Annotated in this window: 22 protein-coding genes and 1 pseudogene; 10 read left to right on the forward strand and 13 right to left on the reverse strand. The window is 73.9% G+C overall.

Annotated features, from left to right (window positions below; all coding sequences use genetic code 11):
• The first annotated feature begins 171 nt into the window (after window positions 1–171).
• Complete coding sequence (locus ACIG3E_RS33820; protein ID WP_399623524.1) at window positions 172–927, forward strand: calcium-binding protein; 756 nt, start codon at window positions 172–174, stop codon at window positions 925–927.
• A gap of 67 nt (window positions 928–994) precedes the next feature.
• On the opposite strand, the gene ACIG3E_RS33825 is transcribed toward ACIG3E_RS33820, so the two are convergent.
• Both ACIG3E_RS33825 and ACIG3E_RS33830 read right to left on the reverse strand, forming a co-directional pair.
• On the reverse strand, window positions 995–2,503 hold the full coding sequence (locus tag ACIG3E_RS33825) for an amidase (RefSeq protein ID WP_399623526.1): 1,509 nt from the start codon (window positions 2,501–2,503) through the stop codon (window positions 995–997).
• 85 nt (window positions 2,504–2,588) lie between these two features.
• Window positions 2,589–3,446: a helix-turn-helix transcriptional regulator gene (locus tag ACIG3E_RS33830; RefSeq protein ID WP_399623528.1), complete on the reverse strand. Its 858-nt coding sequence runs from the start codon at window positions 3,444–3,446 to the stop codon at window positions 2,589–2,591.
• Window positions 3,447–3,533: 87 nt separating this feature from the next.
• Between ACIG3E_RS33830 and ACIG3E_RS33835 the strand changes: the two genes are divergently transcribed.
• A complete protein-coding gene (locus ACIG3E_RS33835) occupies window positions 3,534–4,325 on the forward strand; it encodes an SDR family NAD(P)-dependent oxidoreductase (protein ID WP_399623530.1) in 792 nt (263 codons plus the stop codon).
• Window positions 4,326–4,346: 21 nt separating this feature from the next.
• Here the strand turns inward: ACIG3E_RS33835 and ACIG3E_RS33840 are convergent, their stop codons facing one another.
• Window positions 4,347–5,786, reverse strand: a complete 1,440-nt coding sequence (locus ACIG3E_RS33840) for a PepSY-associated TM helix domain-containing protein (protein ID WP_399623532.1) — start codon at window positions 5,784–5,786, stop codon at window positions 4,347–4,349.
• A gap of 314 nt (window positions 5,787–6,100) precedes the next feature.
• Between ACIG3E_RS33840 and ACIG3E_RS33845 the strand changes: the two genes are divergently transcribed.
• Window positions 6,101–6,628 (forward strand): luciferase family protein, encoded by a 528-nt coding sequence (locus tag ACIG3E_RS33845; protein ID WP_399623534.1) that lies wholly within the window; start codon window positions 6,101–6,103, stop codon window positions 6,626–6,628.
• A gap of 16 nt (window positions 6,629–6,644) precedes the next feature.
• On the opposite strand, the gene ACIG3E_RS33850 is transcribed toward ACIG3E_RS33845, so the two are convergent.
• Both ACIG3E_RS33850 and ACIG3E_RS33855 read right to left on the reverse strand, forming a co-directional pair.
• Entirely contained in the window at window positions 6,645–7,205 is a 561-nt protein-coding gene (locus tag ACIG3E_RS33850) for a GNAT family N-acetyltransferase (protein ID WP_399623536.1), read from the reverse strand.
• A gap of 2 nt (window positions 7,206–7,207) precedes the next feature.
• Complete coding sequence (locus ACIG3E_RS33855; protein ID WP_399623538.1) at window positions 7,208–8,458, reverse strand: GDSL-type esterase/lipase family protein; 1,251 nt, start codon at window positions 8,456–8,458, stop codon at window positions 7,208–7,210.
• Window positions 8,459–8,665: 207 nt separating this feature from the next.
• Between ACIG3E_RS33855 and ACIG3E_RS33860 the strand changes: the two genes are divergently transcribed.
• On the forward strand, window positions 8,666–8,866 hold the full coding sequence (locus tag ACIG3E_RS33860) for a hypothetical protein (RefSeq protein WP_399623736.1): 201 nt from the start codon (window positions 8,666–8,668) through the stop codon (window positions 8,864–8,866).
• Window positions 8,867–8,960: 94 nt separating this feature from the next.
• Here ACIG3E_RS33860 and ACIG3E_RS33865 read toward each other — a convergent pair whose 3' ends face one another.
• Window positions 8,961–9,944 (reverse strand): DMT family transporter, encoded by a 984-nt coding sequence (locus ACIG3E_RS33865; protein ID WP_399623541.1) that lies wholly within the window; start codon window positions 9,942–9,944, stop codon window positions 8,961–8,963.
• A gap of 93 nt (window positions 9,945–10,037) precedes the next feature.
• On the opposite strand from ACIG3E_RS33865, the gene ACIG3E_RS33870 reads away from it, so the two are divergent.
• On the forward strand, window positions 10,038–11,072 hold the full coding sequence (locus ACIG3E_RS33870; protein ID WP_399623543.1) for a LysR family transcriptional regulator: 1,035 nt from the start codon (window positions 10,038–10,040) through the stop codon (window positions 11,070–11,072).
• Here ACIG3E_RS33870 and ACIG3E_RS33875 read toward each other — a convergent pair.
• The gene (locus ACIG3E_RS33875) at window positions 11,026–11,949 is read right to left on the reverse strand and encodes a glycoside hydrolase family 16 protein (RefSeq protein ID WP_399623545.1); all 924 of its coding nucleotides are present in this window, start codon (window positions 11,947–11,949) and stop codon (window positions 11,026–11,028) included. The two genes, ACIG3E_RS33870 and ACIG3E_RS33875, sit on opposite strands and share 47 nt — an antisense overlap.
• A gap of 485 nt (window positions 11,950–12,434) precedes the next feature.
• On the reverse strand, window positions 12,435–12,704 hold the full coding sequence (locus tag ACIG3E_RS33880; protein WP_399623547.1) for a hypothetical protein: 270 nt from the start codon (window positions 12,702–12,704) through the stop codon (window positions 12,435–12,437).
• A gap of 168 nt (window positions 12,705–12,872) precedes the next feature.
• Here ACIG3E_RS33880 and ACIG3E_RS33885 point away from each other — a divergent pair, with 168 nt between their 5' ends.
• The 3 genes from ACIG3E_RS33885 (at window position 12,873) to ACIG3E_RS33895 (ending at window position 15,258) form a co-directional block, all read left to right on the forward strand.
• Complete coding sequence (locus tag ACIG3E_RS33885) at window positions 12,873–13,703, forward strand: thioesterase family protein (protein WP_399623549.1); 831 nt, start codon at window positions 12,873–12,875, stop codon at window positions 13,701–13,703.
• 225 nt (window positions 13,704–13,928) lie between these two features.
• A complete protein-coding gene (locus ACIG3E_RS33890) occupies window positions 13,929–14,264 on the forward strand; it encodes a hypothetical protein (protein ID WP_399623551.1) in 336 nt (111 codons plus the stop codon).
• Between the two features lie 4 nt (window positions 14,265–14,268).
• A complete protein-coding gene (locus ACIG3E_RS33895) occupies window positions 14,269–15,258 on the forward strand; it encodes an MsnO8 family LLM class oxidoreductase (RefSeq protein ID WP_399623553.1) in 990 nt (329 codons plus the stop codon).
• 70 nt (window positions 15,259–15,328) lie between these two features.
• Here ACIG3E_RS33895 and ACIG3E_RS33900 read toward each other — a convergent pair whose 3' ends face one another.
• The 5 genes and pseudogenes from ACIG3E_RS33900 to ACIG3E_RS33920 all read right to left on the reverse strand — a co-directional run bounded on the left by ACIG3E_RS33900 (window position 15,329) and on the right by ACIG3E_RS33920 (window position 19,365).
• Window positions 15,329–15,724, reverse strand: coding sequence for a hypothetical protein (locus ACIG3E_RS33900; RefSeq protein WP_399623555.1), 396 nt, complete (start codon window positions 15,722–15,724; stop codon window positions 15,329–15,331).
• Between the two features lie 129 nt (window positions 15,725–15,853).
• Window positions 15,854–16,555, reverse strand: a pseudogene (locus tag ACIG3E_RS33905) (dioxygenase); the annotation flags it as partial.
• Between the two features lie 40 nt (window positions 16,556–16,595).
• Window positions 16,596–17,552 carry an AraC family transcriptional regulator gene (locus ACIG3E_RS33910; protein ID WP_399623556.1) on the reverse strand — a complete coding sequence of 319 codons (957 nt, stop codon included), beginning with the start codon at window positions 17,550–17,552 and terminating at the stop codon, window positions 16,596–16,598.
• A gap of 250 nt (window positions 17,553–17,802) precedes the next feature.
• Window positions 17,803–18,507 (reverse strand): 3-oxoacyl-ACP reductase FabG, encoded by a 705-nt coding sequence (fabG, locus tag ACIG3E_RS33915; protein WP_399623558.1) that lies wholly within the window; start codon window positions 18,505–18,507, stop codon window positions 17,803–17,805.
• Between the two features lie 75 nt (window positions 18,508–18,582).
• Window positions 18,583–19,365: a helix-turn-helix domain-containing protein gene (locus ACIG3E_RS33920; protein ID WP_399623560.1), complete on the reverse strand. Its 783-nt coding sequence runs from the start codon at window positions 19,363–19,365 to the stop codon at window positions 18,583–18,585.
• 203 nt (window positions 19,366–19,568) lie between these two features.
• Here ACIG3E_RS33920 and ACIG3E_RS33925 point away from each other — a divergent pair, with 203 nt between their 5' ends.
• Together ACIG3E_RS33925 and ACIG3E_RS33930 are read left to right on the forward strand one after the other, a co-directional pair.
• A complete protein-coding gene (locus ACIG3E_RS33925; RefSeq protein WP_399623562.1) occupies window positions 19,569–20,456 on the forward strand; it encodes a helix-turn-helix domain-containing protein in 888 nt (295 codons plus the stop codon).
• 2 nt (window positions 20,457–20,458) lie between these two features.
• Window positions 20,459–21,448, forward strand: a complete 990-nt coding sequence (locus ACIG3E_RS33930; protein ID WP_399623565.1) for an MBL fold metallo-hydrolase — start codon at window positions 20,459–20,461, stop codon at window positions 21,446–21,448.
• Window positions 21,449–21,615 lie beyond the last annotated feature (167 nt).

Genomic DNA, 21,615 nt, shown 5'->3' on the forward strand with positions numbered 1-21,615 from the left:
CCCTCGCCCCGGGGTCCGGGCCGCTCGCAAGCCGTCCCGGCGAAAGGTTGTACGCGACGCACGTGGCGATCACCACGGTGATGAAGATGTGGTGAAGACCGTAAGGTCACTTCGTTCACATCTATCGCCGGGCAGCGCTCGCGTCCCGGCACCATCCGTGGGGGACCAGTCATGCAACACCGCACTCGCATCGCCGTGTTCGGCTCCGTGCTCGCCGCGGCCGCCGTGGGCTTCACCGCCCCGGGGGCCCAGGCCACCGCGCCCGAGGGCATCTCCATCACGAACGTCACGGTGAACGACGGCAAGCCGGTCGTGCTCGGCACCACCGCCGGCAAGACCTTCAAGGTCTCGGTGACGGCGGACACCGACTCCGCGATCACCGAGTCCGACATCACCCTGTTCGGCCCGAACTCGAGCGTGGCGCAGCCGCAGACCACCCCCAAGTGCGCCACCGAGGGCACGAAGGCGACCTGCACGGGGACGTTCACGATCGACCCCGACGTCGACTTCTTCGACAACACGCCCGCGGGCACGTGGTACGTCAACCCCCTGCTGGTCTCCGACACCGACAGCATCTACGCGGAGAAGGCCGGGAAGTTCAAGCTCCAGCGCGAGGCGAAGCTGACGGCCGACGCCGCGCCCGAGCCGATCAAGAAGGGCAAGACCCTGACCATCACGGGCGCGCTGACCCGTGCCAACTGGGAGACCCACAAGTACTCCGGCTACAGCGGCCAGTCGGTGACCCTGGAGTACAAGAAGAAGGGCGCCAGCGCCTACTCCGCGGTGAAGACCGTCAAGACCGACACCAAGGGCAACCTGAAGACCACGGTCAAGGCCTCGGCCGACGGCTCGTACCGCTACGCCTTCGCGGGCAACTCCACCACCGGGGCCGTCAAGGCCGCCGGTGACGCCGTCGACGTGCGTTGATCGCCACGTCGTAGGCATCGGGTGAGCGGCGGGCGCGCGGGGCACGACGCGCGCCCGCCGCGCCGCTTCACAGGGTCGGCCGCTCCTGAGCCCACGGAGCGGCCGATTCCAGTTGTCCGGCGAGGGCGAGCAGCAGCCCTTCGCTGCCGAGCGGCCCGCCGAACTGCACCCCCAGGGGCAGGCCCTCGGGCGTGCGGTACAGCGGGACCGACATGGCGGGGCGGCCCGTGATGTTGGCGAGCTGGGTGAAGGGGTTGGGCGCGAGGTTCTGGACGACGGCCTGCTTCCACAGCCTGGTCCTGCTGAGCCTGCCCGCCACCCCCGCCTTGAGCAGCGCCTTGCCGACCTGCCGGGTCAGCCAGGGCGTGTCGAGTTCGCCGATCCGCACCGGCGGCCGGGCGAGCGTCGGCGTGAGCAGCACGTCGTACGTTTCGTGGAACGCGGTCAGTTGACGGGCGTAGGTGTTCCAGCGCGCGTGCCGCACCGCGTGCTCGACGGCGCCGACCGCGCGGCCCGCGGCCGCGATGAGGTGGGTGTCGAGCTCGAACCGGTCGTCGCCAGCGCCGGTCCTGTGCTTCAGCTCCGCCAGCGTCGCGGCGTTCTCCACCGCGTACATCGTCATGAAGTCGTCGGCCATGCGCGGGCCGTCGACGGCGGGCTCCGCCTCCTCCACGTCGTGGCCGAGGCCGGTCAGGAGCTTGACCGCCACGTCGACGGCGTCGACCGCCTCGCGCGCCACCGGGGTGCCGATCGGCGAGCGGGTGCTCACGCCGACGCGCAGCCTCGGTGGTGTGCGCCGGGCCAGTTCGGCGTACGGCGCCTCGGGGCGGGCCGCGAGGTAGGGGCCGCCCGGGTCGGGGCGGGCGGTGAGGACGTCGAGCAGGGCCGCGCTGTCGCGCACGGTGCGGGAGACGACGCCGTCACTGGCCGCGCCCGCGAGCAGCTCGCCGTGCGCGGGGCCCGCGGGCACCAGGCCGCGCCCCGGCTTGAGGCCGAAGAGGCCGCAGCACGCGGCGGGTATGCGGATCGAGCCGCCGCCGTCGTTGGCGCCCGCGGCCGGGACGATGCCCGCGGCGACGGCGGCCGCGGAACCGCCGGACGAGCCGCCCGGGGTGTGGCCGAGGTGCCACGGGTTGCGGGTCGCGCCGCCTGCCTCGGGCTCGGTGATGCTCTTGATGCCGAACTCGGGGGTGTTCGTCTGCCCGAACACGACGAGCCCGGCGTCGAGCCACCGCCGCACGGCCTCGCTGTGGCGCGCCGCGACGAGCCCCGCGGCCGCGCGGGAGCCGCGCCCCGTGGGCCGCCCCGCGTAGTCCTGCATCAAGTCCTTGATCAGGAACGGGACTCCGGCGAAGGGTCCTGTGAGCTCGCCCGCGGCGCGCTCGCGCGCGATGCTCGGCATCGGGCGGACGATGGCGTTGATCTTCCCGTTGACGGCCTCGGCGCGCGCGAGTGCCGCGTCGAGGAGCTCCGTCGGTGACGCGTCGCCCCGCGCCACCAGCTCGGCGAGCCCGACCGCGTCGTACTGCTCGTAGTCCTCGTAGTCCACCGCGCACCCCACCCGACTCGGCGTCATGGATCCCCGGGAGGGTAGATCGTCCGCGCCGTGGGCGGCAACGGGGCCGAGCGGGCCCCGGCACGAGGGCCGACCCTTGGGTGCGTCAGCCGGGCACGCCCATGCTCTGCGTACCGATCACCGAGAGCAGCCGCAGCGCCTCCTGTGACGGCGAGCCGGGGACGGCGCTGTAGATGAGGACCCGCTGGTCCCGGTCGGTGATGTCCAGGACGTCGCCGCGTACGGGGACGGGCCCGACGATGGGGTGCGCGAAGGTCCCGCAGAACGTGGGCCGGTCGGCCACGTCGTGCGTGGCCCACAGGCGGGCGAACTCCGCGCTGCCCGCGAGGAGTTCGTCGACCAGGCTCCGCACCTCGGTGTCGTCGGGGTAGCGGGCCGCTGCGGCGCGCAGGTGCCGGGCCGCGGTCCGGGCGAATTCGTCCGCGTCCGAGAGGCCGTACAGCCTGCGGCCGTGCCGGTGCGGGCCGAGGTAGGCGCGCCGGACGAGGTTGCGGTCCCGGCGCGGGAGCGCGGAGAAGTCCTCCATCAGGGCGGCCGCGAGGTCGTTCCAGGCGAGGACCTCGTACGTCGCCGAGAGGACGACCGCCGCCGCGTCCGGCATCCGCCGCAGCAGGTCGACGATGCTCGGCCGCACCTCCCGCGACGGGCCCGGCGGCTGTGGCGGGGCACCCGCGAGCCGCAGGAGGTGGTCGCGCTCGGCCTCCGTCAGCCGCAGCGCGCGGGTGACCTGGGCGAGGACCTCCCGCGAGGGATGCGGGGCGCGGCCCTGTTCGAGGCGCGCGTAGTACTCGGCCGAGATGAACGCGAGCTGCGCCACCTCCTCGCGGCGCAGCCCCGGGGTGCGGCGGCGCGGGCCCGCGGGCAGCCCCACGTCGGCGGGGGTGATGCGCTCCCGCCTGCTGCGCAGGAAGTCGGCGAGCTCTCGTCGTTCACGTTGATCCACACGTCCAGTGTGGACGGTCGGCGAGGTGCTCATCCAGGCACTGCCAGTGCCTGGATGAGGGGGGCGGGCGGCCGCAGGCTCGTCGGCATGAACCACACACCGATGACCTCCACCACCACCACGGGCCTGCTCACCGGCAAGGTCGCCCTCATCACCGGCGCCGGGCGCGGCATCGGCGCCGCGGCGGCCCGCCTCTTCGCCCGGGAGGGCGCCCGGGTGCTCCTCGCGGCCCGCACGGAGACCGAGCTCGAGGCGGTGACCGAGGAGATCGGGGCGGCCGGCGGCACCGCGGCGCACGTGGTGTGCGACCTGGCGGACCCGGCGAGCGTCCGCGCCGCCGTCGACCGGTGCGTGGAGCTGTACGGCAGGCTCGACGCGGCCTTCAACAACGGCGCGACGGGGCAGCGGCCCGGCCCGATGGACCAGCTCCCGGAGGCCGACTTCGACCACGTCTGCGCCGTGAACCTCAAGGGCCCGTGGCTGGCCATGAACGCCGAGGCCGCCGCCATCCGCGCCACCGCGGGGCGCGGCGCCGTCGTCAACACCTCCAGCGTCGGCAGCCTGATGGCCAACCCCGCGCTGCCCGTGTACGCCGCGACGAAGGGGGCCCTCAACAGCCTCACCGCGTCGGCGGCCGCCACGTACGGCCCGGAGGGCATCCGCGTCAACGCCATCGCGCCCGGCACCACGCTCACCGAGATGCTGATGGAGTGGGACGCCGAGTCCCCCGGCACCATCGAGCAGCTCAACTCCCTGACCCCGCTGGGCCGCGCCGCGGCGCCGGAGGAGATCGCCGAGGCCGCCGCCTGGCTCCTCAGCGACCGCTCCTCCTACGTCACCGGCACGGTCCTGCGGGTCGACGGCGGGATGCGGGCCTGAACCGCCGCCGGTCCGGGGCGGCTACGTGCGGTCCGCCGTGGCCCGCGGGCCGTACTCCCGCTTGCCGCGCCGGTAGGCGATCTCGCCCAGCAGGACGTCGACCGCGATGAACGCGGCCAGCGGGATGCCGAGCAGCGGCACGAAGTAGCCGAGCACCGCGATCGCCGCCATCAGCGGGACCAGGACGTACGCCGGGACGTGCTGCCAGGCCCCGCGCGGCAGCGGGCGGCCGAACGCGCCGCCGCTGCCGCGCAGCCACCACATCCGGTAGCCCCACACGATCAGCAGGACCAGGGCGAGCGCGAGGGCGGCGAGCGCGATCTGGTTCGCGAGGCCGAAGAGGGTGCCGGAGTGCGCGTCGATGCCCCAGCGGGTCAGCTTGGCGAGGACCGGGAAGTCGTCGAACCGCAGGACGTCGGTGACCTGACCGGTCTTCGCGTCGACGGCGACGGAGTCCTGCTTCTCGGGCCAGCTGCGCTGGATCTGCTTGACGACGTAGCCGGAGGAGGCGTCGGCGGGCGGCACGATCTCCACCGGGTTCGTGAGGCCCTCGGCGCGGGCCGCCTTGAGGACGGCGTCGAGCCCGACGTCCCCCGCGCCGCCGGAGCCGCCGGTCGCGCCGCTGCCGCCGTGCCCTGCGTGCTCCCCGGCTCCCGCCCCGGCCGCGCTCGCCGACACCGCGGGCGTCGTCTGGCCGAGGGCCTCGCGCAGGTCGCCGATGCTCTCGCCCGCGTACGTCGACCAGGTCAGGCCCGTGGCGGACAGGAAGAAGAGGCCTCCGGCCGCCCACACGCCCACCGAGCCGTGCAGCGCGAGCAGGCGCCGACGGCCCGTGGTGCCCCGCAGCCCGCGCCGGGCCCGGCGGCGCCCGAACCACAGCACGACGCCGCCGCCCGCGATCACCCACAGCCAGCTCGCGGCGAGTTCGCTGTACAGCCGACCCGTCTCGCCCAGGTGCAGATCGCGGTGGAGACCGGAGATCCAGGTGCGCAGCGGCAGCGAGCCGTTGGAGCCGTAGCTCTCCTCGGCGCCGCGCACCTCGCCGGTGTACGGGTTCACGAACACGGCGAGGGTGCGGTCATCGGCGACGCCCGGCACCCCGGCGAGCAGCACGCGGGTCGTCGCGCCGTCCTCCGCCGAGGGCCGCACCGCGGCGACCGTCCCCTCGGGGTGCGCCTTGCGGGCCGCGGCGACCTGCCGCTCGATGGGCAGCTCCCGGTCCCCCACGGGCACCGTCAGCTGATCGGCGTACACGACCTTCTCCGCCGTGTACGAGGCGGCGTACAGGAAGCCCGTCGCGGCGGCCACGAGCAGGAAGGGGGCGATGAGCACCCCGGCGTAGAAGTGCAGCCGCAGGACCAGCGGGCGCAGCAGGGACCGGACGGACCGCCGCGGGGCGGGCTCCGCCGTGGCGGCGGGCCGCCCGTCGGGCGGGGCGGGGGCAGGGGGTGCGGCGGACATGTCGTGCTCTCCTGGTGCCGGTCGGTGGTACGAGGTGCTCCGGTGCTGACCGGACCGGTCCATGGGTCGAGCGGCGCGCAGGCCGAGTTCCCGGATGCCTATGTGATCTATGACACTCCCGTGCGGTTCTGCGGTACGACAACACCGCACGTCATCGGCACGGGCGGGTGACACGGTCCCTCCCCTTCCGCTCGGCCGGGAGGCAGCCATACCCTTGCTGACCTCAGGCGCGACCACGGGCCCCGCCCTCCGCAGGGAATCAGCTTGTGAACAGGGGTAGTTCGCAGGGTGAAATCCACGCGACGATGGGGCGCATGACGGCGGCGCAACGTGCCATGGCCCAGCTGGAGTCATGGCCGAACCTCGTGAGCGGCTCCCCCCGGTGCGCGGTGGGACGCTCCTACGGCACACCCGGCACACCCGCGCGAGCGGGATACGAACTGGTCCACTTCCACTGCGACGACGCCGCGGACGTCTGCCTCACCCGCGCCGCCGTCGACCGGCTGCGGCCGCAGCTGAGACACAGCTCCGCGATCCGGGTGCGGCCCGGGGCGGCCTGGATCACGGTGCTGCTCGACTGCGACATGGACATCGCCCTGCTGCTCACGCTGGTCAGCGTCGGGCTCAAGGCGCACGACGACGCGCTGGCCGTGCTCCGGGGGGAGGAGCAGCGGGGCCGGTCGGCCGACCGCCCCTCTCCCCCGTGCGACTGGGAGGCCCGGGCCCAGCCCGTGCCCCTCGTCCCGCTCGCGCCGGTGGCACCCCCGCCGTCCGCGGAGGCCCACCGCGGCCTGCGCGCGACGTGGCGGGCGGTCGGGCGGCTCATCCCGCACGGACACTGAGCCGCGCGGCGCCGCCCTACGCGTTCTCCTTCCGTGCCCGCCACGCGGGCGCGAGCACCGACCAGATCTCCTCGTCGTGCCGCACGCCCCGGTACAGATAGCTCTCCTTGAGCACACCGTCGCGCGTCATGCCGAGCCGCCGCGCCACGGCGATGCTCGGCGCGTTGCCGGACGAGACCCACCACTCCACGCGGTGGATGCCGCGCTCCTCCACGGCCCAGTCGATGAGGGCGCGCGCGGCGCGGGTCACCAGGCCCCTGCCCGCCGCCGCGGGCTCCAGCCAGCAGCCCGCCTCCGCGGTGCCCTGCTCGACGTCCATCCGGCGCAGGATGACGGCGCCGACGAGCCTGCCGTCCCAGTGGATGCCACAGATCCGCCCGGCGTCGGCGGCGGCCTTGTCCGCGTACGCCTGGAGGTAGGCCCGGCTCGACGCGAGGTCGGTGATGATGTCCGGCAGGCCGTTGTGCCGCCCGATGAACTCCCGTCCCCGGTCCACGTGCGCCAGGAACTCCTCGGCCTGCCACGGCTCCAGCGGGCGCAGCTCCGCGCCGTCGTCGCCCAGGGATATCGCGTACATCGTCACCTTCCGCCGCCGGTCGTGAGGAGGGAGAGGTCCATCGCGTCCGCCATGGCCGCGAAGCCCGCGTCGTTGACGTGGAGGCCGTCGCCGCTGCCCAGGTCCGGGTGGATGCGCTCCGGGTCCCGCGGGTCGGCGACCGCGGCCGCGGTGTCGACGTAGGCGTCGTAGGGGCTGTCCGCGCCGCGGATCCAGGCGTTGACCTCGCGGGCGACGGCCTGGCCCGCCGGGCTGTCGTAGCCGTCGAAGATCGTGCCCTTGTAGGGGCCGATGGTGGTGGCGATGGCGGTGAGCCCGGCCGCGTGCAGCCGGTCGGCGAGGGTCGTCAGGCCCGCGATGAGCGCGGCGGCGGTGGGCGGGGCCGCGGGTTCGGGGTGGGCGAGCTGGCCGGGCGTGCCCAGGTCGTTCACGCCGAGGTGGACCAGGACGTGGGTGACCCCGGGCACGGAGAGCACGTCGCGCTCGAGGCGGTTCAGGGCGCTGTCGCCGACCTCGTCGGTGAGGAGGCGGTTGGCGGACAGGCCCTGGTTGACCACCCAGCCCGCGCCCTCGGGGAGGCGTGCGTTCAGCAGATCGGTGAGGCGGCGGTCGGTGTCGGGCGTGCTGCCGAAGCCTTCGAACCAGGAGTCGCCGAACGCCACGGTGACGGGCGTCCCGGCCGGGGCGAGGACGTCGACGCCGGTGACGTAGTGCCGGGTCACCAGGAGTTCCAGGCCCTCGGCGCTGTCGAGGGACGCGGTGGCCAGGGCGTTCCCGGGGACGGCGTAGCCGGTGGTGTTGGGGACGGCCGCGTAGGTGCTCAGACCGGTCTCCTCGGGCAGGTACAGGCTCAGCGCCCACTCCTCGCCCGCGCGCACCGCGCGCTCGACGGCGTCGCTGATCACTTCCGCGCCCGGCGCGACGACGACCTCGGTGGCGCCGTCGAACAGGACGGGGGTGTCCGTCGCGGTGTCGACGGCGCTGTGCCGGGTGCGCCGCGCGAGACGGGCGCCCGCGACGCGCAGCGGGGTCTTGCCGTACTGGTTGCTCAGGCGTATGCGCAGGGCGCTGCCGCCCCCGGCGACGCGGATGACCTGACGGACGGTCTGGTCGGCGAAACCACGGCGTTCGAAGAGCTCGATGGACTCATAGGGGCTGAGGACCGCGGAGCGGAAGGCGGCGGTCCAGGCCGTCTGCGCGGCGGACGGGTCGAGCGGTGCCGGTGGGGGCGCGGTGGATCGGGGGGTGTGCGGTGCCGGGGTCTCTGCGTTCATGATCGACTGAACCGGAACGGGTGGGGAGTTATTTCCCCACAGGACTCCGTCCACACAACCCGTTCGTATGATCGTCGGTGACTCCTTGATCCGTTCGGCGGTTGGGTACGACGAGGGGGCCGGAGCAGCCGGTCCGCCGGGCCAGGTGGGTCCCCTCGGTTCAGACGAGGCAAGGAGCAGGGTGTGAACGGCAGTCGGGTGAGGAAACTGTCCCGCTGGGCGCTGGTGGCCGCGGTCGCCGTCGGACCGGTCGTCGTGTCGGCCGGTGCGGCGCACGCCGACGAGACGCACCGCGACTCGCACAACGCGCCGGTGGTGGCGCTGATCAACACCGGTCAGATCGACGACCCGATGGAGGACGTCCTGGAGCACACCCTGAACTTCGGGGACGGCTACAAGTGGGACTGACGCCTCACCCCGCAGGGGCGCGGGGAACTGCGCGACCGGCCACGACGGGCGCGCAGACGCCCACCGGCACGGTGCGGCAGATCCAGCGAAGCGCCTAGGGGACGCGCCGCGGGTGAGGGCCGGACGGCAACGCCGTCCGGCCTTCGCGTTCCCCAGGAGCCTCGCGGGCGGTCCGCCCCGTCGGCGCGGTCCGGTGGGCCCGTTCCACCGCCTGCCCCCAGTACGTGCCCACGACCATCAGCCCCGCGCCGAGCGCGGCGAACGGCGTGAAGCGCTCGCCCCCGAGGCCGATGCCGACCGCGACGGCCCACACCGGCTCGGTGCCGAGCAGCAGACTGGCCCGGCTCGCCGAGCTGTGCTGCACCGCCCACGTCTGCGCGAGGAACGCGAACACGCTGCAGAACAGGGCCAGATACACGAGCTGCCCCCACACGGCGGCGTCCGCCGAGCCCAGCGTCGGCAGCCCGTCCGCCGCGGGCACCGCGAACACCGCCGAGCCGACGACGGTCTGGACCGTGGTGAGGTGCAGCGGCCGCACCGCCCGGCCCGCCGTCAACCGCCCCACCAGGGCCACGTGTGCCGCCCGCACCACCGCGGCCGCCAGCATCAACAGGTCGCCACCGCGCAGCCCGTGGAAGCCGCTGCCGGACATCAGGAGCCCGACGGCCACCAGGCACACCCCGGCCGCGGCGAAGAAGCGCGGCGGCAGGCGCCCCGCGCCGGACGTGCGGTCGAGGAACGGCGTGAGCACGATGGTGAGGCTGATGATCAGGCCCGCGTTGGCCGCGCTGGTGTGCGCGACGCCGTACGTCTCCAGGACCAGGACGGCCGCCTGGGTGAGCCCGAGGAGCCCGCCCGCCGTCAACTCGTCCCGGGTGAAGCGCCGGTCCCGGCGTCGCACGGCGACCAGCGGGAGGCAGACGGCCGCGGACAGCACGTACCGCGCGCACAGCACCACCATGACGGGCAGCACGTCGACGGCCGTCTTCGCGGCGAGATAGCTGGAGCCCCACACGAGGGCGACGAGCAGCAGGACGGCGTCGGCGCGACGGGCCGGGAATCCGAGGTTCTGAGGCACCCCGCACACGCTGCCCGCTCGTGATGTTGAAGCCAAGAGCGTGCTTCTTCAGCAACAGTGAAGTAGCGCTACATCGTTGTCTACGATGGGCCGATGAACGAGCGGCAGCTACGGATCCTGCGGGAACTCGGCGAGTTGGGCAGCGTCACCGCCGCCGCCGAGGCCCTCCTGATGACGCCCTCGGCGGTGTCCCAGCAACTGCGGCTGCTCCAGCGCGCGATCCCCGTGCCCCTCACCGAGCGCGCCGGGCGGCGCCTCGTCCTCACCGACGCCGGGCAGGCCCTGGCCGACGCGGCGGCCGGCGTGGAGAGCGCGCTCGCCCACGCCCGGCACACCATCGACGCGTTCCTCAACGAGCCGGACGGACCGGTGTCCGTGGCGGCCTTCCACAGCGCGGCCGGAGCGTTCTTCCCGCTGCTGCTCCGCGATCTCGCGGGCCCCGGCAGCCCCCGGCTCGCCCTCGCCGACGAGGACGTGGCGCAGGACCGCTTCCCGCTGCTCACCCGGGACTACGACCTCGTCCTCGCCCACCGCCTGGACCCCGCGCCGCCGTGGCCGCGCTCGGTCACGGCCACCACGCTGCTGCGCGAACCCCTGGACGTGGCCCTGCCGGTGGACCATCCGCTGGCCGCCAAGCGCCGCCTCACCCCGCACGACGTGGCGGACAAGCCCTGGATCACGGTGCACGACGGCTTCCCGCTGCTCGCCACCATCGAGGCCATCGCCACGGCCGCCAACCGGCGCCTCGACATCGTGCACCGCGTCAATGAGTTCACGGTGGTCGCGGAGGCCGTCGCCGCGGGCGGCGGCCTGGCCCTGATGCCCCGCTGGACCACGCGCCCGCACCCGGCGCTGACCCTCAAGCCGCTCAGCGGCGTGCACGCCCGGCGCCACATCGACGTGCTGCACCGGCCCGAACGCGCGGCGCGCGGTGCTGTGCGCACGGTGCTCGCCGCGCTGCGCCGCGCCGCCGCGACCGTCCGGGACCGCGACACCGCGTCGGCTTCCCCTTCGGGCCCGCGGCACGGTCCTGCCGGGGCCGGAGAAGACCCGGCTCTACCCCCCGGTCTGCGGCGGCACGCTACCGCGCGCCCTTCCAGCCGTACGCGTACGCGGCGACCCAGGTGATCTCCAGCTGAGCGCTGCTGCCGGGGGCCGCCGACGGGCCCTCCAGGGCGCTCTCGTTCTGGAGCACCCAGGACAGCGGGCGGTCCGGCACGTTCCGGGTGTCGCGGCCCACTTGGCGGCCGTCGACGAAGAAGCGGACCTGGCCGGGCGTCCACTCGGTGGACACGGTGTGCCACCGCGTCCAGTCGTCGGCCCCGTGGAACGTGCCCTGTTCGCCGCCGCCGCAGGGGTGGTGGAAGGCGGTCAGGGAGCCCGTCCACTCGCCCTCGGGGTGGTCCATCTCGCAGCCGCCGCCGTAGTGCAGCCACGCCGACTTGTACCCGGCGGCGGGCTTGGTCACCTTGATGCGGGCGCTGTACTTGCCGTACTTCATCTGCATCACGGCGCGCGGGACCACCGCCGCGGCGTGCACGGGCCCGCCGTCGGCGGGCCGCCACATCCGGATGCGCATGCGGCCGTCCCCGTCGGCGGCGGGGCCGACGCTGACGGTGTCCTCCGGGTGGTAGACCCCGGCCACGCTGCGGCCCCGCTGCCGCTCGTTGGCCGTGTCACGCCAACCGGTCGGGTACGCCCACCAGTTGTCGCGGTACGCGCCCCGCAGCCCGCCGCAGTAGGCGGCCGAGGTGTCGACGTGGTGGGCGCAGTCGCTGAACCCGCCGAGCGGCACCCGGTCGCCGTTGAAGTCCTCCGCGAGGACCTGCCAGTAGGGGCCGCAGTCGCCGCGCGGCATGGTGGCACCCGCCGTGCGGCAGGCGTCGGCGGACCGGGGCGCCCCGTCCGCGCGCGGGAGGCCGAGCAGTCCGGCCAGCAGGGCGACGCCCACGGCCGCGAACAGCGCGGGCCTGCGGCGCCGGTGCGGTGCTGCGTGTGTCCCCATGGCAGTGCGCTTCCTCCTGGGCACGGGATGCGGCTCCGGCGCGCTGGTGTCGGTGGTGCGCCGGGGAGAAGGGCATCCTTGCCGGACGGGAGGGAGGGCGCCATCCCCCGAGACGGCTCATTTCACGCCTTGTCCCGCCGCCCTTTTCAGGTGTGGGATACACGCGACGCTCGGGTGCGGACACGGGTGCCGGGCCGTGACCGCGGACGACTGGTGGTGGTTCGCGCCGACACGCACCAGCTCTTCCGCCACCGCGGGGGCACGTGGCGGGCCCGCCGGGGAGACACCGTCCGGCGCGGCGACCCGCTGCGCGTACGCAGGGCGTACAGGCCGCCGTCGACGCCGCTGGCGTACCTCGATCCCCGCGCCGCGCCCGGCCGCGTCCGCACCGAGCTACCGGTCCCGGCCCCCCTCCGCCGCCGTCCGCCGGTCCCGTCGACGGCGTACCCGTCGTGGTCGTTACCGCCGACGTGCGCCACGTCCCGTCACGGGGTGTCCCCGCGCCAGTCCCACAGGCGCTGCGAACCGGCGCGCGGTCCGTACTCGGCGCGGCCGCCCGGGCCGTACCGGCCGATCTCGGTGTCGAGCAGCGCGCCCTCGGCGAGCCGCTCCGCGGTCCAGCCGGTGACGTCCAGGAGCAGGCCGTCGAGCGGGCCGCCGACGAGCTCGCGGTAGTCGTGGCCCGGCTGCGGGCCGGGGTCCGGTGCGTCGTGGTCCGTGCCGTACACGCGGCGACGGCGTATCACCTCGTCCATGCCCCGAGCCTCGCATCCGGCACTGACAATCGCCCGGCCGGGGAGGCGAGGCCCCGGCCGTCACCACCCCCTGTGGGTCAGATCACGATGACCCGCGGGACGCCCGCTCCTACGATGCGTGGCCAAGGCACCTATCCCCGCGCCTTCCCGCCCCGCCCCGCCAAGGAGATGCATCCCGTGACCACCGGCGACGTCGCACGCGAGAGCTACTACGAGCGGACGGGCGAGGACCTCTACAAGCCCACGGCTCACGCGGGCGGCGCGTGGAGCGCGGACGAACAGCACTTCAGCCCGCTCGCGGGGCTCATCGCGCACGCGATCGACCGGCACCTCGCGCGGCACGCGGCGGCCGCGGCGCGGCACGCGCCCCTGGCCCTCGCGCGGATCAGCTACGACATCCTCGGCCGCATCGCCCTCGACGAGTGCCGGGTCACCGTGGAGACCGTGCGGCCCGGCCGGACCATCGAACTCCTGGAAGCGACCGTGGTCATCGGCGGCCGCCCGGTCGTCCGGGCCCGCGCCTGGCTGCTCGCGTCCCTGGACACCTCGGCCGTGGCCGACAGCCCGCACGACCGGATGCCCGCACCGGAGGCGCTCGCTCCGTGGGCGATGAAGGAGGAGTGGCGCGGCGGCTACATCTCGTCCGTCGACGTCCGCCGGACGCCTCCGTCCCGCAGGGGCCGCGCGGCCGCCTGGGTGTCCTCGCGCCTCGACCTGGTCGCGGGCGAGTCGAGCACCGCCCTGGCCTCGTACGTCGCGCTCGTGGACACCGCGAACGGGATCGCCGTGCAGCAGGACCCCGCCGCGTGGATGTTCCCGAACCTCGACCTGACGATCCATCTGCACCGGCAGCCGCGGGGGCCGTGGACCGGCCTGGACACGACCGTCACGTTCGGCCCGTCGGGGCAGGGGCTCACCAGCAGCGTCCTGCACGACCTCCACGGGCCCGTCGGCCACGCCGAGCAGATCCTCACCGTCCGCCCGCAGCCCGGCGGCTAGGGAGACCACACAAATCGGGTGGACCGGTCACAGGCGCGGAACTTACACTCGCGGCGCTGCGGGGAACGACGGTGCCGGTACGGCGCGTCGACCCCGAACCAGGGGCGCCGGATGCCGTGGGGCCGCCCCGTGCGCACAGACGAGGAGGTGTCGCCGTGAAGCGGCGAACCTAGCCGCCCGCCCGGAAGGTCCGGGAGCCCGGGCGGCGGTTCCGATGGGAACACGATGTCCCGCACGGACAAGACCAAACCCCTCTGGGTGCGCCACAAGGAGCACCGCCCCCTGCCGGTCCACGACCACCGCCACGGCCCCTGCGACCTGCCGCCGCGGCCGACGCGCGAGGAGGCGGACACCCGCTGCCGGTGGGAGCACCCCGGCACGCTGCTGTTCGGCCACACCTGCTGCTCGGGGTGCGCCCGGCGCGGCTGCGTCACGGAGCGCCGACGGGAAGCCAGGGCAAGCAACCGCAAGGCGCGCTACGCGGGTCGGCGCGAGGCCCGCCGCCGCGCCGCCGAGGACGACACCGCCCGCTCCGCCGCCCGCCGCGCTCGCCTAGGGTGAACGCATGATCGATCTGCCCCTCTCCGCCCTCGAGGTCTCCCTCGTCGAGGAAGGCGCCACGCCCGCCGACGCGCTGCGCAACTGCCAGTCCGTCGCCGGGGAGTTGGCGCGGCTCGGCTATCACCGCCTGTGGTTCGCCGAGCACCACCACTCCCCCGCCATCGGCGCCTTCCCGCCCGCGCTGCTCGCCGCGGACACCGCCGCGACCACCGCCGTGATGCGGGTCGGCTCGGGCGGCGTGCTCGCCCCCAACCACGCCCCGCTCACCGTCGCCGAGCAGTTCGCCACCCTCGCGGCCCTGCACCCGGGCCGGGTCGACCTCGGCATCGGCCGGGGCCCCGGCACCTTCCACGAGCCGACGGCCCGTGCGCTGCGCCGGGGCGCCGGGCCCGCCACCGACGCGGAGTACCGCGCGGACGTCGAGGCGATCCTCGGCTTCCTGGGCGAGGAGAACTTCGGCGAGCTGCCCGAGCCGTGGCTGCTCGCCTCCAGCGACGCCGGGGCCGAGCTCGCGGCGGCCCTGGGGCTGCCGATCGCCTTCGCCCACCACATCCGCCCCGACAACACCCTGCGGGCCCTCGAGCGCTACCGGTCCGGCTTCCGCCCCTCGCGCTGGAGCGCCGCGCCGCGGGTCCTCGTGTGCGTCGAGGCCGTGTGCGCCGACACCGAGGAGCGGGCCGCCGAGCTCGCGCGGCCGATGGACGTCATCAAGGCGGGGCTGCTCAACGGCCTCGCCGAGACGCCCTTCCCGACCCCCGCCGCCGCGGCCCGCCACGAGCTGGGCGAGCGGGACCGCGAGGCCGTGGCGGGGTTCGTGGCGCAGCAGGCCCGCGGGACGAAGGAGTCGATCGCCCCGCAGCTCACCCGGATCGCCGCGGCCACGGGCGCCGACGAGCTGATGCTGGTCACCCCGGTCTTCGACCCGGCGGCCCGCGTCCGCTCCTTCGAGCTCATTGGGGACCTGCGCACGAGTGGCGCGCATCAGCCCGCCTGAGTACGCAGGCGCGCTGATGCGCTGGACCGGTGGCGGGCCCCGGGGCGCCCGGGTCCCGCCACCGGAGTCATCAGAAGTGGACCTCCGCACAGGCGCGGCCGCGGGACTCCATGCGGCCGCCCATGTGCTCCCAGCCCTCGGCGCACAGCACGGCGCCGTTGGGCAGATCACGGTGGACGGGCACCGTGAACTTCTGGTGGTAGCCCCAGAAGCCGGTGGCGCTGTTCTGGTCGATGCCACCGCCCCAGATGTGGAAGTGCCCGGTGAAGTCACCGTTCCACGTGGTCGCCGCCTGCACCGTCTCCACGCGCAGGCCGCTGCCGTCCACCCGGATGCAGGTCCGCTGGTTGCAGCCCGAAGCCCCGGCGAACGCCGACGGCGCGGCGGCTGTCACAGCCGCCCCCAGGCAGACGAACGTCGTCACCGTCCGTACCAGCCACCGCGCCTTCGCACCCATACCGTTCACGTGCCACCTCTCACAAGTCGTCAGCCATGTCGACAAAGCGTGACGATCTTGGCAGTGACGGCGGGCCGGACCGGCACTCCCGCGCGCCGGTCCACCCTGACGGGGGATCAGGGGCGTTCCGTGTGACTACTGCGGCACGTTCAGGACGAAGTCGAACTCGGCCTCCTTGGTGTTGCCGACGTCCCGTACGTTCATGAGCAGACGGGAGTCGAAGATGGGGTCGGTGTTGTTGCGGGGTTCGTTGGGGAAGTAGAGCTGGGTCGTGAGCACGGGGCGGCCGGGGGCCTGGAGCTTCACGTGGATGTGGCGGGTGCGGCCCGGGTACAGGCCGGGGAACACCGTGGTGAGGGTGAAGGCTCCCTGCGCGTTGGTGAACTGGTGCCCGCGGAGCTTGAAGCCCCTGTTGTCGTACGCGCCCCTGCTGTCGGCCTGCCAGAAGTCGAGGAGCACGTTCCCGATCGGCTTGCACCTGCGGCCGAAGACGTAGCCGGTGACGGTCAGGCGTATGCCCTGGGTGCCGGGCTCGATGAGGTTCGTCCGCAGCGGGGAGTTGGGCTTGAAGTACGGTCCCTCGGTCTGCGGCGGGGTCGGGTCGTCGCCGTCGTCACAGGGCGGGGTCAGCTCCAGGGGCGCGCTGGTGCCCGCCTTGGAGCGGGCGAGGGCGGGGGCCGCCCCCATCGCCACCGGTACCGCGATGCCCGCGGCCAGGGCCGCGCGCAGCACCGTCTTGCGGCTCGGGCCCGGGCGGGGGGTGCCCGCGGCGGCGCCGGGGCCTTCGCCGCCCCTGGGCTCGTCCGCGTCGTGGCCGTTCACGTGGGTCTCGCCGTCCATCGCTCCTCCTGGGGGTGGGGGGATCGGATCGGCTATGAAGCTATGCGGAGGACCGGGCCCGGGCGATGGACGGAAGTCGGTGGTCGTGGTGAATATCACCACCGCCGCGACGGAAGTCGCCGGGGCTGGTCCCGGTCTCGCGGCGGAAGAACCGGCAGAAGTAGGCGGGGTCGGCGAACCCCACCCGGTGCGCGACCTGTCGCACCGTCAGCTCGGTGCGGACGAGCAGCCGCTTGGCCTCGTGGGCGCGGGCCTGGCGCAGGAGTTCGCCCGGCGTGCGGCCCATGGCCGTCTTCACCGCCTCGTTGAGGTAGCTCACGGAGACGCCGAGCCGGGTGGCGCACTCGCGCACCGACCACAGCGGCGTCTCGGCCGTGTCCACGAGCGTGACGAAGTCGGCGGCGACCGAGGCGGGGCGGGCGGGCGCCGCCTGGCGGACGGCCCGTTCGGGGGCGAGGAGGCGGGCGGCGCGTACGACGAGGACGTGCAGCAGCGCCTGCAGCACGCTGGGGAAGCCCTCGGCCCCCGTGCGGTACTCGTGGTCGAGTTCGCCCACGAGGTGGTGCGCCCAGGCGGCCTCCGTGTCGGAGAGTTCGAGCCAGGAGCGGCGGCCGAGTCTGCGCAGGGTCTCCTGATCCCCCGGGTTCTCCAGGAGGAAGTCGTCGGTGAACAGGATCAGACAGCCTTCGAGGTCCCGGACGCCGTCCCAGTAGTGCACCTGCCCCGGGGCGATGAAGCACAGGTGGGGCGGGCGCAGCGTGAACCGGGCCAGGTCCACGACGTGGCTGCCGGTGCCGCCGGTGACGTACACGATCTCGTGGAAGGTGTGCCGGTGCGGGAAGGAGGCGCGCGACATGGGGCCGATGGTGTCGAAGGTGCCGATCGCGAAGGGCAGCGCGTTCGGTCTCGGCACCTCGAGGCGGTGGATCGGCAGCCCTCCCCTCTCCGGCTCGCTGCCGTTCGTCCGGCCGCCGGGCAAGATGGTGGTCCCGCGCATGGTTACGCTCCTCACCCTGACGCGGCCCGTCGCGATCACACGACCCTTGTCAGGTCCAGACCAATCGATAGGTCCACGATGACACGCGGGACGGAGCGCCTCCCACGCATCTCAGGCCAATTTGCGGCTCAACGAGCTTGACTGCCGCGGCCACGGCCGTACCCCCGTACCGGTCGTGGCCGCAAGCAGCCGCCCGTGTCCGCGCGGTCGGCGCGACGGATCAGTGCCGTCGCGGCGACCGCGCGGGGTCTCAGTGCCCCATGCCCGCGCCGCCGTCGACCGGGATGACGGCCCCGGTGATGTACGCGGCGTCCGGCGAGGCCACGAACGCCACCGCCGCCGCGACCTCCTCGGGGCGGGCGAGGCGGCCCAGGGGGATCTGCCGCACCAGGCTCTCGCGCTGCTCCTCGGTCAGGGCCTCGCTCATGGCGGTCTCGGTGAGCCCCGGCGCCACCACGTTCACCGTGATGGAGCGCGAGCCGAGCTCGCGGGCCAGGGAGCGGGCGAAGCCGACGAGGCCCGCCTTGGACGCGGCGTAGTTGGCCTGGCCCGCCTCGCCGCGCAGGCCCACGGCCGAGGAGATCACCACGATGCGGCCGCCGCGGGCGCGGAGCATGCCGCGGGTGGCCCGCTTCGCGACGCGGAAGACCCCGGTGAGGTTCGTGTCGATGACGGAGGTGAAGTCCTCCTCCGTCATCCGCATGAGGAGCTTGTCGTTGGCCACGCCCGCGCAGGCCACCAGGACCTCGACGGGCCCCTGCTCCTCCTCGACCCGCTGGAACGCGAGGTCGACCTGGTCGGCGTCCGTGACGTCGCAGCGCACCGCGAGCAGGCCCTCGGGGGGCTCGCCCGAGCGGTGGGTGACGGCGACGCGGTCACCGGCGGCCTGCATGGCGCGGGCGATGGCCAGGCCGATGCCGCGGCTGCCGCCGGTGATCAGTACGGAGCGGGACACGGAGTACCTCTCTGGTCGTGGTGGGGGGACGTGCGGTGGGCGACGGCGTCCCGTGGGGCGGACGCCGACCGCGGATCAGCCCGCGTGCCGGACCCGGGTCCGGGTGAGCAGGCCGCTCATGGAGGCCGCCGTGTCCATCACCGCGTGGACACAGCGGGTGCGGGTGACCGCGCCGCGCAGCTGCCGCCGCGGTGCGACCAGGGCCACGGCCCCCGCGAGCACGGAGCCGCGCCACACGGGGGCGGCTATCGACTCCCACTCCGGGAGCGGCGAAGGACCCACCGCGTGACCTTGCTCACGGATGCGGTCGAGCGGCGCACCCGGCGCCGAGGCGCCGTCGAGACAGGCCAGGATGGCCAGCCCCGCGGCGTCGGCGTCCAGGGGCGCGCTCCACAGCCGTCGCAGCGCCGCCCGGGGCGCCGCCTCGAGCGTCGCGGCGTGCGCGCCGACCGCCCGGTCGATGCAGAACCGCAGTGCGGCACCCACCAGCAACGGAGCGTACAGGAGCGACACTTGCCCGGTACGTGACTGTAGAGTGACGAGTTCAGCACGCAACGCAGGCGAGGTCTGACCGACTTTAGTATCCGTGACCTCATCGACGAGGTGGGTGGATCGGTGCGGTGTCTCCGTCAGCGCGTAGTGGCCCCGAGGACCGCGCTGCTCGACGGCCCCTTCCCTGGCGAGGGCCCGCACATAGCGGTGGGCGGTGGGCGCGGGCAGCTCCGCGCGCGCGGCGACGACCGCCAACGGATGCGCTCCCGGGCCCAGTTCCCGCAGCGCGCGGAGCACGGCCAGTGTGCGGGCCACCGCACTGCCGGCGGGTTCCCGCACCGCCGTGGTGGCCACCGGTCGCAGCACCGCGCCGTCCTCCTCACTGGCACGGCTCGTCGCCGCGCCCCGCCTGCTCAGGTCCTGACGCCATTCTCGCGGCCGGACCGGGAGGATCACCAGGCCGTGATTTTTCCGGTCCGCATTTTTCAGGAAGTTCAACTTCCGATGAAAATGCTTCCTACGGAACGGCGCGAGCGACCACCCCGCACAGCGCGGAGAAAGGTTGGAAATTGAACAACAAGGAGGCGCTGCAGCAATTGCTGCAGTTCAAGCGCAGCCAGATCAGCCCCACCGAACTGGGTTCGCCGCGCCGCACCGGGCGCGGCCGGCGCTCGCGCGGACTCTCGCAGGCCAGGGTGGCGCAGGAGCTGTTCGTCTCCGAGCGGACGTACGCGCTCCTGGAGCGCGGAGAGATGGCACAGCCGTCGGCCGAGTTCCTCGACAACGTGGCCACGGTGCTGCGGATGGAGGAGCCCGAACGCACGGCGCTGTATGTCTACGCGCTCGGATATGAGCCGCCCTTCCCGATGGACCCGCTGGCGGGCACGCACGTGGGCCCCGCGTGGCTGACGGCCGTGAATCGGGTCAAGGGCCAGCCGTGTTACATCAACGACGTGGCCTGGAACGTCCTGGCGTGCAACGACGATTTCATCCGCATGTTCCCCCAGGTCCCGGGGACGACGCCCCAGTTGCCCGAGCGCAATCTGATGCGGTGGATGCTTCTGTGCGAGGCGGCGCGGGAGTGTCACCTCGTCGACTGGGAGGAGAACTGGGCGGTCAAGGTGTCGGCGCAGCTGCGCACCGCGATCGCCGCGCACCCGCACAACAAGGACCTCCAGCAGATCGACGAGGAGGTCAACGACGACCCCGTGGCGGGCCCCATCTACCGTCGGCACGACGTGGCCTACGTCCACCCCGACGGGGACGCGCGCCCCATGCGGCACGCGGGGATAGCGTCGCTCGGCGTCGACCGGGGCGACGCCAGCCGGTGCTGCGCGCGGCACGAGCCGTCCGTCCTCGGCTCGGTGACGATGTGCACCGCCCAGCCGCTGAAGTCCCCGGGGTCCCGCTTCTTCTTCCTCGTCTTCGCTCCCACGCTGCCGGGTGAGAATGCATGACCATGGAATCTGATCCGCGCCTCGTCCCCCTGGCCACCGGCGTCCACGTGTGGTCGCCCGACGCGGCGGGCGCCTGGGGGCTCGCCAACTGCGGCCTGCTCACGGCCGCCGGGGAAGCGGCCCTGGTGGACACGCCGTACACCCTGGACCGCACCGACGACTTCCTCGCCGCGGCGCGCGCGGCGACCGGGCCCGGCACCCGGATCTCCACCGTGCTCACCACGCACGGCAACGGCGACCACGGCTGGGGCAACCAGCGGGTGACCGGCGCGGAGATCGTCTCCACCCGGCGCACCCTGGAGCACCAGTGCTTCGAGCCGACGCCCGAGCAGCTGCGCTTCCTGGTGGAGGACACGGACCCGGGCGAGCCGCTCGGCTGGTACTTCCGGCGCCACTTCGGCCGGTTCGACTTCCGCGGCATCACCGTCCAGGAGCCCACGCGGACCTTCGAGGGCCGCCTCGACCTCCGGGTCGGTGACATGCCGGTGGAGCTGCACGACGTGGGTCCTGCGCACACCGTCGGCGACATGGTCGTGCATCTGCCGAAGGAGCGGATCGTCTTCGCCGGTGACGTGGTGTTCGCAGGTGACCACGTGTGCCACTGGGCCGGTCCGCTTCAGCGGGTCATCCTCGCCTGCGAGCGCGTGCTCGGCTGGAACCCCGAGCTCGTCGTCCCGGGCCACGGTCCGGTGCTCGACCAGGAAGGCCTGCGGGGGCACGTCGCCTATCTGCGGGACCTGGCCGAGCAGGCGCGGTCCCTGCACGCGCGCGGCCTCACGCCGACCGAGGCCGCGCGGCACCTCATCGCGGAGGACCGCTATCCGGATCTGCATCTGCCCGAGCGCATGGTGATCACCCTGGCGTCGGAGTTCCGGCATCTGGACCGGGCCGACGCGGAGCCCGACATCCTGGCCCTGATGACCGACTGCTCGCGGATCGCCTGGCAGCGGGGCGGCGGCGAGCAGGCCCTGTCCGCCGCTCCGGCGAGCTGAGGTCGTACGGTGGCGGACGCGCCGCGGGAAGGCCCTTGGATTCCGGCTGCCGGAATCCAAGGGCCTTCCCTTCCGTCACGTGAAACGCGCGGGCGTCCGGCGGGGCCGCGGTGTTGCGCGGTGGCGCGCGGCGGGATGGGGTGAGGCTGTCGGCAGGCCGCTACAGG

The organism is Streptomyces sp. NPDC053474 (assembly GCF_044544845.1).
Classification (GTDB): domain Bacteria; phylum Actinomycetota; class Actinomycetes; order Streptomycetales; family Streptomycetaceae; genus Streptomyces.

Coding starts and splice junctions, on each gene's coding strand:
- ACIG3E_RS33895 (WP_399623553.1), top strand. CDS start 14,269: ATGATCGATCTGCCCCTCTCCGCCCTCGAGGTCTCCCTCGTCGAGGAA.
- ACIG3E_RS33910 (WP_399623556.1), bottom strand. CDS start 17,552: ATGCGCGGGACCACCATCTTGCCCGGCGGCCGGACGAACGGCAGCGAG.
- ACIG3E_RS33880 (WP_399623547.1), bottom strand. CDS start 12,704: ATGGACGAGGTGATACGCCGTCGCCGCGTGTACGGCACGGACCACGAC.
- ACIG3E_RS33820 (WP_399623524.1), top strand. CDS start 172: ATGCAACACCGCACTCGCATCGCCGTGTTCGGCTCCGTGCTCGCCGCG.
- ACIG3E_RS33845 (WP_399623534.1), top strand. CDS start 6,101: ATGACGGCGGCGCAACGTGCCATGGCCCAGCTGGAGTCATGGCCGAAC.
- ACIG3E_RS33825 (WP_399623526.1), bottom strand. CDS start 2,503: ATGACGCCGAGTCGGGTGGGGTGCGCGGTGGACTACGAGGACTACGAG.
- ACIG3E_RS33885 (WP_399623549.1), top strand. CDS start 12,873: ATGCATCCCGTGACCACCGGCGACGTCGCACGCGAGAGCTACTACGAG.
- ACIG3E_RS33855 (WP_399623538.1), bottom strand. CDS start 8,458: ATGAACGCAGAGACCCCGGCACCGCACACCCCCCGATCCACCGCGCCC.
- ACIG3E_RS33875 (WP_399623545.1), bottom strand. CDS start 11,949: ATGGGGACACACGCAGCACCGCACCGGCGCCGCAGGCCCGCGCTGTTC.
- ACIG3E_RS33890 (WP_399623551.1), top strand. CDS start 13,929: ATGTCCCGCACGGACAAGACCAAACCCCTCTGGGTGCGCCACAAGGAG.
- ACIG3E_RS33840 (WP_399623532.1), bottom strand. CDS start 5,786: ATGTCCGCCGCACCCCCTGCCCCCGCCCCGCCCGACGGGCGGCCCGCC.
- ACIG3E_RS33850 (WP_399623536.1), bottom strand. CDS start 7,205: ATGTACGCGATATCCCTGGGCGACGACGGCGCGGAGCTGCGCCCGCTG.
- ACIG3E_RS33835 (WP_399623530.1), top strand. CDS start 3,534: ATGAACCACACACCGATGACCTCCACCACCACCACGGGCCTGCTCACC.
- ACIG3E_RS33870 (WP_399623543.1), top strand. CDS start 10,038: ATGAACGAGCGGCAGCTACGGATCCTGCGGGAACTCGGCGAGTTGGGC.
- ACIG3E_RS33930 (WP_399623565.1), top strand. CDS start 20,459: ATGGAATCTGATCCGCGCCTCGTCCCCCTGGCCACCGGCGTCCACGTG.